This is a genomic window from uncultured Anaerofustis sp., assembly GCF_938029165.1.
Classification (GTDB): domain Bacteria; phylum Bacillota; class Clostridia; order Eubacteriales; family Anaerofustaceae; genus Anaerofustis.
Genome location: NZ_CALHFB010000050.1, coordinates 33017 through 45021, shown reverse-complemented (window position 1 = coordinate 45021; position 12005 = coordinate 33017). Strand labels below are relative to the sequence as shown.

The window sequence follows — 12005 nt, the reverse complement described above, 5'->3', positions numbered from 1 at the left end:
TGATAAGGTGCTTGATAACAGCGTAAATTGGGAAGATTTTTTATACCCATACAAGCAGGCAGTAGATGAGCTTACTTTAAAGTTTAAGACAATACGAGACCAAAAATTAAAAACCGGACAGTACTCGGAGATAGAAGAAGTACACGGAAGAGTAAAAAAAGTAAGCAGTATACTGGAAAAATTAGATAAAAATGATTATAATATTGAAGATATCGAAACCAAGATAACAGACCTTGCCGGAATTAGGATAGTATGTCAGTTTGAAGAAGATATAAATAAAGTTGCCAGCCATATTGCAGGCAGGAATGATATGAATATCATAATCAAAAAGGACTACCTTTCCAATCCGAAGGAAAGCGGATACCGTTCGGTTCATCTTGTAATAGAATATCAAGTCCATACTGCATTTGGTGTCAAGGATATCTTATGTGAAATTCAAATCAGGACACTGGCAATCAATTTTTGGGCTACTATAGAACATTCCCTAAATTATAAATATGAGGGGGATATACCAAAGGAAATTTCCGAAAGGCTTAAAGCAGCCGCTTTAAAGGTCAAAGATTTAGATCAGGAAATGAGTGCAATACGAGATGAAGTAATGCATGCACAAAAATTATTCAGGGCAAAGAAAAATGCCACACTTATGACAAGTCAATATATATCTCTTCTAAATAAGATGGGATATTTGGAATTAGGGAATAAATATGTTAAAATATTTACAAAGTTATCGGAAAAAGATGACACCCTACAGCTTATGCTTTTGGAAAAAGAACTGGAAGCAAAAGTTAAAAATTTAGTAAAAAAAGAAAACAAAGGAGAACAATAATGGCTTTAATCTCAAGTAAAGAAATTTTACAAAAAGCAAAAGAAGGAAAATATGCAGTAGGTGCTTTTAATGTCAACAATATGGAAATTATCCAAGGTATCGTTGAAGCAGCTGAACAAGAAAATGCGCCTGTAATCTTACAAGTATCAGCAGGAGCAAGAAAATACGCTAAATCAGTTTATTTAACATCTTTAGTAGATGCTGCTATCAAAGATACGGGAGTAGATGTTGTACTTCATCTTGACCATGGTGACAGTTTTGAACTTTGTAAATCTTGTATTGATGACGGATTTACATCAGTTATGATCGATGCTAGTAAATATGACCTTGAAAAAAATATCGAAATCACAAAACAAGTAGTGGAATATGCTCACGACCACGGTGTTACAGTAGAAGCTGAACTCGGTAAATTAGCGGGTGTTGAAGATGCGGTTAAAGTTGCTGCTAAAGATGCTACTTACACAGATCCCGAAGAAGCTGCCGAATTCGTAGAAAAAACAGGTGTTGACTCACTTGCTATAGCTATCGGTACTTCTCATGGTGCTTATAAATTCTCAGGTGAACCTAGTCTTGACTATGCAAGACTTGAAAAAGTTTGCGAACTTATTCCAAACTTCCCAATAGTACTTCACGGTGCTTCATCTGTACCTCAGGAATTTGTTGAACTTAACAATAAATATGGTGCAAAAATACCTGGAGCTCAAGGTGTACCTGAAGAAATGTTAGCAAAGGCTGCTAAATTAGGTGTTGCTAAAATCAACGTAGATACAGATATACGTTTAGCAATGACAGCTGCTATCAGAAAAGTATTCGTAGAAGAACCTGAAGTATTTGACCCAAGAGGATATTTAAAACCTGCAAGAACTGCTGTTAAGGATATGGTTGCTCATAAAATGCAAGTATTTGGATGTGCAGGTAAAGGCGGACTTAAATAGTTTTATATAATAAAAAATAAAAGACCACATTTAAGTGGTCTTTTTTATTTGTTTTAAAATTAATATTATATTCTTTGATCAATATAATATTTATTTACTCAACATATATAATCAATAATCTTTTATAAGAGATTGTTTAAAATATTTCGGATAGATTTATCTTATTATTATTAACTTTATTGTTTTTATTATTTACTTATATTTATTTTATTCTATTTTATCGTGTTTTTTTGTTAAAAAAGGTTTACTTTTTGTCACAAATTTGATAATATTAAATATATACAAATTTACTAGATTTTCGCTAAACACTAATGATAATTTTTACGCAAATCAACAAAATACATTACATATTATTATTTCTAGTGCACGTTACATAAAGTAAACTTTAAGTAACTATTGTCGAAAATCACAATTAAAGGAAGGAAATTAAATTATGAAAAAAACATTGGGTAAAATATCCGGTATTGCAATGATATGTATAATGATTTTGACATCTTTTGCTCCGGTATCTTTTGCGGCTGATAAAGTAGAACCTGAACTTAAAACCTTTGGCGGAACGGAGTATTTCTTTGCTAACGGTGTAGCTATTACTATCGAAGCGAGAGAAGACGGAAGTGAAGGTGCTCTCATAAAATGGGACGGAGGAGAGAAGAATGTAGGTAAGAATGCCAATGTCCTTGGCGGTATGCATGATGATGCTACATCCGTTTCGACATCAATAACTATGAACGGCGGAACTGTAAGAAACGTTATCGGCGGTGGATTACATAAAAGTAATTGTTCAAGTACAAATGTAATTATTAACGACGGTGATATTGTATCGGTTCAAGGCGGCGGAGCAAGCTCTTTAACTAAGGACTGTGGATGTTCAAATTCTTCATGGTATAATGGTAATGCAAAGGACTCTCCTTGCCAAGTTGAAAATGCCAATGTTACAATTAACGGAGGAAGTGTATCCTCTTTAGTATTCGGAGGCGGTGAAGGCATAAGTTGCACAAAAAATTCTTCACTTACGATTAATGACGGTTCTCTTGGAAGTGCATGGGTAACAGCAGGCGGTTCTAACGGTTATACCGGTTCTGCTAAACTTTCTATTAAAGGCGGAGACTTAAATGTTGTTCAAAGTGTTAATAGAGGAAGTATGGACAGTGCAGAAATAGAAGTTACAGGGGGAACTATAAAAGACCTTTATCTAGGCGGTGAAACCGGAGACTCAAATGTAACGGGTTCTATTTCTAATATCAAGACTACTATTGACGGCGGTAAAATAGGCACATTATCTCCGGGTAAAAGCAATAATACCGAAATAGTTATGACAAATAATGAAAATGTAAATCTTGATTTTAAACAAGGTGAAATCACAAATGTCGATGAAAATATCAAAGTAGATGTTTGTACTCATGAAGGTAATATTGAATTTAAAGTAGAAAAAGCTGCTACTTGTACCGAAGATGGATTAAAAGTCGGAATATGTAAGATTTGCGGTGAAAGAGTAACTGAAAAAGTCATTCCCAAACTAGGGCATAAATGGAATAAGGGAGAAGTTATAAAAGAAGCTACATATACTGAACAGGGCGAAATAAAATATACTTGTCTTAATGACCCAACTCACACAAAGATCGAATATATTCCAATGCTTGTAAAACCTGATGATAAACCTGTAGTTGCTCCTGATAAAAATACAGGAAATGATAATAAAAATTCAGCTACAGATAACACAAAAGTTACATCAAATCCTAAGACAGGTGATAGCGGTATGCTTCCTTACATATTGATTTCTCTTGTAAGCCTTGGCGGTTTTGGATTTGTTTTAAAGAAAAAATTTATTTAATTTAATTAAAAGGCTGCTTAAATAGCAGTCTTTTTTTTATATTAATTTGTCAAAAAAAGTACACTTTTTGTAACATTATAATACAATTTGTAATTTGTCACATGGTGTAAGAAAAAACGCAAAAAAACATATTATTGTGTATAAATATGTAACATTTTCCTTGTATTTTATAATATCATAATTGTTACAAAAAGTGTAATTATTGTAACTAATATATGTATATGCATTTTAACTTGATATTAATGAAAGAGGTTGATCTATGGATAATAAAACAGTTGGATTTGGTTTATCATATGATGGATGGGATAAAAATTTAATGTATATAGATATTGGTGAAAATACCTGTAAAGGTAAAATTTTTAATTGTTATATGAAAAGTTATATTGAGTTTAATGGAGTAGAAGATTTAATACTTAAATTAAAAAAACTATATCAGGAATTAAGCTATAATATAAAAAGTAAGTATTATAATATGTCAGAAATCATAAATATGACAACACATTTGTCATATTTAATAAGGATCATGGTTTTTAATGATAACAATGAAATCAAGGGAATAATAAAGGACTATTCAGTAGGAATGGAATATGAATTTAAAAACGAAGAAGAATTAAAAAAATATATAAAATAAAAAACGCCTTATGGCGTTTTTTTTAAACTCTTTCGCTTACGATGCTAAATCCGCTTTCAATTAGAGTTTTTTCTATATCTTTGGCTTGACTGCTGTCTTTTGTTTCCATGGTTATTTTTATGAAGCAACTGTTGATAGGCATTTCAGGGTCTCCGTTATCGTATTGTACCTCTACAACATTTGCTCCGCATTTGCTTATTACGGAACTTACCGCTACGAGCTGTCCCGGCTTATCTGTAAGAGCTATTGTAAGAGATGTTTTTCTTCCGCTCATTACAAGACCTCTGTCTATTACTCTGTTTAAAATGTTAACATCTATATTTCCGCCGCTTACAATACATACGACGTTTTTATTTTTAAGAGGTATCTTATCAAACATTGCCGCCGCAACAGAAACTGCTCCTGCGCCCTCTGCTACGAGTTTTTGTTTCTCCATCAGCATAAGTATAGCCGCAGCTATTTCGTCTTCCGTAACGGTAATCACCTCGTCTACGTATTCTTTTACAAGTTCATATGTCAAATCTCCAGGTTCTTTGACTGCGATACCGTCTGCAAATGTATTTACCGTTTCGGTGGCAACCCTGTTATGTTCCTTCATTGATTTATACATGCTCGGTGCACCCGCTGCCTGAACTCCGTAAACTTTACATGTTGGTTTTAAGTGTTTGATTGCATATGCAACTCCGCTTATGAGTCCGCCGCCGCCTATCGGTACTACAACAGCATCTACATCGGATAGTTGATCCAATATTTCAAGACCTATCGTTCCTTGTCCCGCTATCACATCTTCGTCGTTAAAAGGATGAATGAAAGTGTATCCTTCTTCCTTTTGAAGTTCGATTGCTTTATCATATGCATCATCATAAGTATCACTTACCAGGCATACTTCCGCACCGTAGCTTTTTGTTGCTTCTACTTTACTTATAGGAGCGCCGTCGGGCATGCAGATAATGCATGGTATCTTATTTTTTTCGCTGGCTAATGCCACACCTTGTGCATGATTTCCCGCACTGCAGGCAATGATACCTTTCTTCTTTTCTTCGTCATTCAATTGACTTATTTTATAATACGCACCTCTGATTTTGAAACTACCGGTGGTTTGTAAATTTTCTGTTTTTAAATATATCTTATTTTTATTACTAAGAGGCGGAGCCGCAATCAAATCCGTCTTCCTTATTGCGTCTTTAAGTGTAAACGCTGCGTGATATACTTTGTCTAATGTTAACATATTGCCCTCCTTATGGTTGAAACTTATTAAATTTTATTATATTCCTATTTTCTGAATATTGCAAATAATTATTGTTAATTTTATTTGGGATAATTGAAAATAGGCTTTAGTAGTGATATACTTTTTATTAAATCCAAATATAAGGAGAAATAAAATGCAACATACATTAAAAGGTTTGAATGAAAAATTAGATTCACTTGCGGTATTTAGAAATATCCTAAATACCGATATCATAAAAAGCTTACGACGCCTACTCGATTTACTTTTAAAGGATGAGCTATCCGACGATAAGGCAGTATTCACTTATGGCGAATTCGTTTCATGTTTATATAAACATGATTTTGATTTTTCAAGATACATATATAATTTTATACTTAATGATGAAAACTTTTATGTTAAGGCAAAAGCCGCCGGAAGGGAAATTCCCGATTTAATCGAAAAATGTGTAGATGAGGAATTAAATATACTTGATGATCTAAGTAAGCTTACACCTCTTGAAATAAAGGAATATATGGATTATGACGGATTTCTTCCCGCGTGGGAAAATACTATGCTCAATCTAAAAGAAGAATATCAAAAGAAGATAAATTCTCTTTCCGTTACCGGTTATGGAATATATGCGAAGTATAATGCATTTGTTCTTAAAAATGATAAAATCGTTCCCGTTAAGTATCCGGACAGACAAAGTATTGATGATTTATATGGATATGAAAGAGAAAGAAATCTTATAATAAAGAACACGAAGGCTTTGCTTGACGGAAGCGGTGCAAGCAATATGCTTCTTTACGGAGATGCGGGGACAGGGAAGAGTTCAAGCGTAAAAGCTGTTTGCAACCATTATAAAAATGACGGTTTAAGACTTTTGGAGATAAAGAAAAATCAGCTTTATAAGATACCTAACATCGTAGATGAACTTTCCGCAAATCCTCTTAAGTTTGTAATCTTTATAGATGATTTGAGTTTTACCGGGAATGATGATAATTTTTCCGCATTAAAGGCAATCTTGGAGGGCGGTGTAGCTGCTCTGGGAAGTAATGTAGTTATATACGCAACAAGCAATAGGCGACATTTGGTCAAGGAAACCATGTCGGAAAGGACCGGGGATGAGCTTCATTTGAATGATACTCTTCAGGAAACCATGAGTCTGGCTGCAAGGTTTGGGCTTACGATAACGTTCCAAAAACCAAGCAAAGATGAATATTTAAATATAGTTAAAAATCTTGCAAAACAATACGAAGTGGAAATCGACGAAAAAGACTTATTTACAAAGGCAGAAGCATTTGCAATAAGAAACAACGGAAGAAGTGCAAGGACTGCGAAGCAATTTGTGGAACTTTTAAAAATAGGGATTTAAATTTAAATATAAAATATTTTTAATTTGCGATTAGTAGTATATAGTAGTATAATAAAAGTGAGATAATTATATAAATTTTGTATATTTTTGTATATATTTCGTAACATGAAATTATATTACATTTATAGCAAAGGTTTGTTGTGATTTAAATAATAATATATTATATTATGCCAAATTAATGATATTATTAATTATATCATACTTGTTACAAAATATATGCTTTTGGGTTAATCATAATGGATTTTTAAAATAAATTTAGAATAGTTATTTGTTGATTTATATAATATTATATTAATTGAAAAAGTGTCAAAATGTTACAATAATTGGGGAGGATATAATATGAAGAGAAAAATGTTATCCATTCTTATAAGTGCATTTATGTTTATGACAATATTTCCTGCTACTGCTTTTGCTAGTGGAGATACAGTAACAGATGCTAATAGCCTATGGATTACAAGTGAAACTACCAATGATGATATTATATCAGCATGGGGGGAAGATGCAGCAACGATTAAAGCAAATGAAGACGGTTCTTATACTGTAAAATTACTAAAGAATATTTCTTTGGCTAATAGTAAAACAGTAAGTTTCGGTAAGCAGTTCGGAGGGGATGCGGATCCGCTCATTGTTTTGGATTTAAACGGTAAAACAATTGAGGGAACGTCTATTCCTGTTGCAAATTATGCGAATTTGACGATAAAAGACAGTTCTGCTGATAAAACCGGAGGTATTTCTTATACCGGAAACGGATATTTTGTTGCCATAAATAATGTAGGTAATAAAATGACAATCGAAGGCGGCAATTTTTCATGTGCGGGTGCGGGAAGTGCCAGTTATAATGCTGCTAGTAAGTACAGCAGGCGGAGTAAAAACTGTCATTAACGGTGGTAATTTTACTTGCGATAGTGCAGGAGCGGTAAAAACATATGGTGAAACGGTAATTAACGGCGGTAATTTTGAAGGTAAGTATGGCGTTGTTGCCCAGGTAAATAGTGAGGGTAAGGTTGGAAGTATAACTTTCTCTGAAGATTCAACGGCTATCATCAATGCTGATCAGATAGCATTTGTATCAAGCGGAAATGCAGATTCCGCAGGTATCATCGATGTTAAAGGAGGTACATTTATATCATCTAAAGTTCTTGGAACTATTGGGGATGGTGTTGATAAATCTTCTGTCCTTAATGTAACAGGTGGTATTCATTCTGCTGATCCAGGTGAATTCGTACCTGATAGTGCATCTTTTGCTAAATTTACTTCATCCGATGGGACGGAAGTATGGGTATTAGGAAAAGACAAGATTAAAGAAACAGCTAAAAATGCTGATGAAGGTGATACAATAGTAATTTTATCCGGTGATATTGATTTATCCGAATTGGATAACGGTATTACAGTAAAGAATGAGGGCTTAGGAGATGTAGTTGTAAATGGTTCAAAAGTTGATTCTGGCAGTGAGATTTTAACACATGCTCATAAACTTGTAACAAAAGGTGCAAAGAAAGCAACTTGTACATCTGAAGGTTATACCGGAGATAAGGTTTGTAAAATATGCAATCAAACAATAAAAAAAGGAAAAGTGATCGCTAAAAAAGCACATGATTATAAAAATGGTAAATGTATTGTCTGCGGTACTGCAGATCCAAATTATAATTCAACCGGAAATTCAAGTAATGAAAATAATTTAACATCAAATGGTACGAATATAACTAAACCTAATTCTCCTGATACATCAGATAACAATAATGTAATTATTTGGAGTCTGTTAGCTGTTTGTAGCATAGTGGCAATGGGGATAACAATAATTTATTGCAAAAAAACAAGATACATAAAATAAACTTATGATAAAAAACTCTGAAGTATATATACTTCAGAGTTTTTTATTTACTGGTTAATCATGAATTATATAATCTACAGGGATATCAAAATCTTCTCTTGGCATTTTGGGGGTTATTTGCTCCTTATAACAAAGTCCGATTTTTTTGGCATCAAGATTTTTATTTGAGAAAAATTTATCATAATATCCTCCTCCGTAACCGACTCTGTAATTATCTTTATCAAATACAACTCCGGGAGTGATAATCACATCCAATAATTCGGGATTACAGATCCTTACATATTCTTTTTTAGGTTCTAAGATATTATAAAAACCGGTTTCAAGCTCATCGAAAGAATTAAGTTTAGAAATATGCATTGCTTTATTTTTATTGTCTATTATCGGAATATAGACATTTTTATTGTTTTTTATTAAATATTTTATAAATTTATGAGTGTCGACCTCATCTTTGAAACTCACAAAGCACATTATATTTTCTGCATTTATGATATCTTCGTTGGAAATTAATTTATTATAAATTTCGATATTTTTGTTATTTTTTGCGTCTGTATCGATATTATTAAGTATTTTTAAAATCTTATTTCTGAGTGTTACTTTATCCATTTGGTCCTCTAATATTTATAATTTTCTCTAAGAAGTTCTATTTCTTTTTTATAACCTTCCAGTTCGTTGGGTGTCTCGAGGAAAATAGGTAAATCTTTTATTGCAGGGTGATTAATAAAGTTTATAAGAGGTTCTGTCTTTAAAAATCCTTCTCCTATTTTTGCATGTCTGTCTTTATTTGTGTTAAAATCATTCATAGTATCATTTAGATGTACAGCTTTTAATTTATCAAGACCTATTACTTTATCAAATTTTGTAAGAACTCCGTCCAAATCATTTACTATATCATATCCTGCACAGTAAACATGGCATGTATCAAGACATACGCCCATTTTATCTTTTAAATTTACTCTGTTTAAAATTTCTCTTAACTCCTCAAATGTTTTTCCAATCTCGCTTCCTTTACCTGACATTGTTTCTAACAGTATGAAGGTGTCATCATCTTCCTTTATGCATTCATTTAATGTTTCCTGTATCCTTGATATACCTTCTTCCAAACTATCTGTGGTATGACTTCCGGGGTGAAAGTTATATAAATGTGAAGGTATTTTGTTCATTATATCAAGGTCTTTTCTGAATAGTTCTTTGGCAAATTCTCTTGTGTCTTTTTTTGCCGACGCCATATTAAGAGTATATGGTGCATGAGCAAGTATATCAGAAAAATTATTTTCTTCCATTATTTTTCTCAGCCCGTCAATATCTTTTTCACTTAGTTCTTTTGCTTTTCCGCCTCTTGGATTACGTGTAAAAAACTGAAATGTATTTGCTCCGATGCTTAGTGCGTCTTTTCCCGCTGCCTCATAACCTTTTGCTATGGACATGTGTGCTCCGATATTTAACATATATATTTCTCCTAACTGTTTTATATATTAAGTATAAGTAAAATTAATTAAAAATCAATGTTATATTAAGTATTTTGCTTTTTTAAACATATTTTATAAGTAAAAAATAATTTATTACCAAAATGTATTAATTGAATATTTGACGCTTTTTTGATATAATACTTAAACTATATACTAGGAGGTATACTATTTTGAAGTTACCAGAAGAAATTAAAAAGGTATGTAAAAATATCATTGAATATTATGACAATAATCCATCTGATTTACTGCAGATAGTTTTGAAAATACAAAGACAGATCCCCGGGAAATTTATAAATTTCGATATTGCAAAATACATAGCAGATGAAATGAAAATCCCACTAAGTAATGTCTCTGAAGTCGTTACTTATTTTGACGCATTGAGTACTAAAAAAAGAGGGAAATATATTCTTGGTCTTTGTAATGCGACATCTTGCAGTTTAAACGGCAAAGATGAGATAAAAGAAATTTTTGAAAGAGAACTTGGGATAAAAGAAGGTGAAACCACAGAGGACGGATTATTTACTCTCGAACTTGTGCCTTGTTTCGGTGCATGTGATATAGCTCCTGCGGTAAGAGTGAATGATAATGTGGTCGGAAGATTGAATGAAGAAAAAATAAAAGCTTTGTTATCTAAGCTGAGGGGGGCTAAATAATGGGAACGGTAAAATATATCACAAAAGACTATGGGACTTATGACGGTTTTAATATAGATGAATACATAAAAAGAGGCGGTTTTAAGGGACTTAAAAAAGCTATACTTCAAGGATATGTGAAAACCGTTCAAAATGTTTCAGACAGCGGACTTCAGGGCAGAGGCGGTGCAAATTATCCAACCGGAGTAAAACTTGCTCAGGCAAGAGAAGCTAAAGGGACAGGGGACAGATATATCTTATGTAATGCCGACGAAGGTGAGCCGGGAACATTTAAAGATAAATATCTTCTTCAAAACGGGATATATAAAGTCATAGAAGGTATAATAATCTCTGCATTTTGTGCGGGAGCAAGTAAGGGATATATATATGTAAGAGAAGAATATACTTTCATGCATAAAGACATCGAATTTGCAATCAAGCAGGTTTATGACAAAGGCTTTTTAGGTGAGGATATTTTATCAAGCGGGTTTGATTTTGACTTGTCTTTATTTTCAGGAGGCGGGTCTTATGTTTGCGGTGAAGGTTTTGCCATGTGCGAAAGTATTGAAGGAAAGAGCGGCAGACCAAGAAGTAAACCGCCTTACGTAAAGGAATGCGGTCTTCATAATAAACCTACTCTTGTTATAAATGTGGAAACCGTAAGTGTCATAGCAACTATGATGCAAAATGGTTTTAAAAGTGTGCTTAAATACGGAGTGGAAGACTGTCCGGGAACAAAAATGGTATGTGTAAGCGGAAAAGTCAAACATCCGGGAGTTTATGAAGTTGAGTTCGGAACCACCGTACAAAATATAATAAAAATCGCAGGCGGTATAAAAGGCGGTAAAAAAGCTAAATTTGTACAAATCGGAGGGGCAAGCGGAGTAATAGTACCATATGAAAAATTAAATATCCCTTATACTTATAACGGTATGAAGAAAGTAAAAGGAAATATCGGTTCGGGAGCAATCGTAGTAGCGGATGAAGATGACGGTGTAATAGATTATTTATCTGTCGTTGAAGATTTCTTCTTTCATGAATGCTGCGGTAAATGCGTTCCATGCAGGGAAGGTAACAGACAACTAAAGAAAATAATGGATAGATTTAAGATAAAACAAGGAACGTTAGCGGATCTTAAAAATTATGTAAGAATAGTAAATGCCCTTGACGCTTCTTTATGCGGCAGCGGCAAAACTCAAATAATTCCGTTTATCAGTGCGTATACGAATTTTTCTCAAGAATTCAAAAATGCACTTAAGAGGGAGGAATAA

General features: G+C 33.1%; 12 protein-coding genes. 9 read left to right on the top strand and 3 right to left on the bottom strand.

Annotated features, from left to right (window positions below; translation table 11 throughout):
* Positions 1-7: 7 nt before the first annotated feature.
* From Q0516_RS09240 to Q0516_RS09225, 4 genes are all read left to right on the top strand, one after another.
* Positions 8-826 (top strand): GTP pyrophosphokinase family protein, encoded by an 819-nt coding sequence (locus Q0516_RS09240; protein WP_257480820.1) that lies wholly within the window; start codon positions 8-10, stop codon positions 824-826.
* Positions 826-1761 carry a class II fructose-1,6-bisphosphate aldolase gene (gene fba / locus Q0516_RS09235; protein ID WP_007049810.1) on the top strand — a complete coding sequence of 312 codons (936 nt, stop codon included), beginning with the start codon at positions 826-828 and terminating at the stop codon, positions 1759-1761. Before Q0516_RS09240 ends, fba begins: the two co-directional genes overlap by 1 nt.
* Before the next feature lie 433 nt (positions 1762-2194).
* The gene (locus tag Q0516_RS09230) at positions 2195-3592 is read left to right on the top strand and encodes an LPXTG cell wall anchor domain-containing protein (RefSeq protein ID WP_294465076.1); all 1398 of its coding nucleotides are present in this window, start codon (positions 2195-2197) and stop codon (positions 3590-3592) included.
* Positions 3593-3851: 259 nt separating this feature from the next.
* A complete protein-coding gene (locus Q0516_RS09225; RefSeq protein ID WP_294465074.1) occupies positions 3852-4223 on the top strand; it encodes a hypothetical protein in 372 nt (123 codons plus the stop codon).
* Between the two features lie 22 nt (positions 4224-4245).
* Here the strand turns inward: Q0516_RS09225 and ilvA are convergent, their stop codons facing one another.
* Positions 4246-5451 carry a threonine ammonia-lyase gene (gene ilvA, locus Q0516_RS09220; RefSeq protein ID WP_257480791.1) on the bottom strand — a complete coding sequence of 402 codons (1206 nt, stop codon included), beginning with the start codon at positions 5449-5451 and terminating at the stop codon, positions 4246-4248.
* A gap of 154 nt (positions 5452-5605) precedes the next feature.
* Between ilvA and Q0516_RS09215 the strand changes: the two genes are divergently transcribed.
* The 3 genes from Q0516_RS09215 to Q0516_RS09205 all read left to right on the top strand — a co-directional run bounded on the left by Q0516_RS09215 (position 5606) and on the right by Q0516_RS09205 (position 8636).
* Positions 5606-6805, top strand: coding sequence for an ATP-binding protein (locus tag Q0516_RS09215; protein WP_294465068.1), 1200 nt, complete (start codon positions 5606-5608; stop codon positions 6803-6805).
* A gap of 339 nt (positions 6806-7144) precedes the next feature.
* The gene (locus Q0516_RS09210; protein ID WP_294465065.1) at positions 7145-7687 is read left to right on the top strand and encodes a hypothetical protein; all 543 of its coding nucleotides are present in this window, start codon (positions 7145-7147) and stop codon (positions 7685-7687) included.
* Positions 7617-8636, top strand: coding sequence for a hypothetical protein (locus Q0516_RS09205; protein WP_299237676.1), 1020 nt, complete (start codon positions 7617-7619; stop codon positions 8634-8636). The genes Q0516_RS09210 and Q0516_RS09205 overlap by 71 nt, the downstream gene beginning before the upstream one ends.
* Positions 8637-8690: 54 nt before the next feature.
* On the opposite strand, the gene Q0516_RS09200 is transcribed toward Q0516_RS09205, so the two are convergent.
* Positions 8691-9239, bottom strand: coding sequence for a 5-formyltetrahydrofolate cyclo-ligase (locus Q0516_RS09200; protein WP_294465059.1), 549 nt, complete (start codon positions 9237-9239; stop codon positions 8691-8693).
* 8 nt (positions 9240-9247) lie between these two features.
* Entirely contained in the window at positions 9248-10081 is an 834-nt protein-coding gene (locus tag Q0516_RS09195) for a deoxyribonuclease IV (protein WP_294465057.1), read from the bottom strand.
* Positions 10082-10272: 191 nt separating this feature from the next.
* Between Q0516_RS09195 and Q0516_RS09190 the strand changes: the two genes are divergently transcribed.
* Positions 10273-10755 (top strand): NAD(P)H-dependent oxidoreductase subunit E, encoded by a 483-nt coding sequence (locus tag Q0516_RS09190; protein ID WP_257480785.1) that lies wholly within the window; start codon positions 10273-10275, stop codon positions 10753-10755.
* Positions 10755-12005, top strand: a complete 1251-nt coding sequence (locus Q0516_RS09185) for an NADH-ubiquinone oxidoreductase-F iron-sulfur binding region domain-containing protein (RefSeq protein ID WP_294465054.1) — start codon at positions 10755-10757, stop codon at positions 12003-12005. The genes Q0516_RS09190 and Q0516_RS09185 overlap by 1 nt, the downstream gene beginning before the upstream one ends.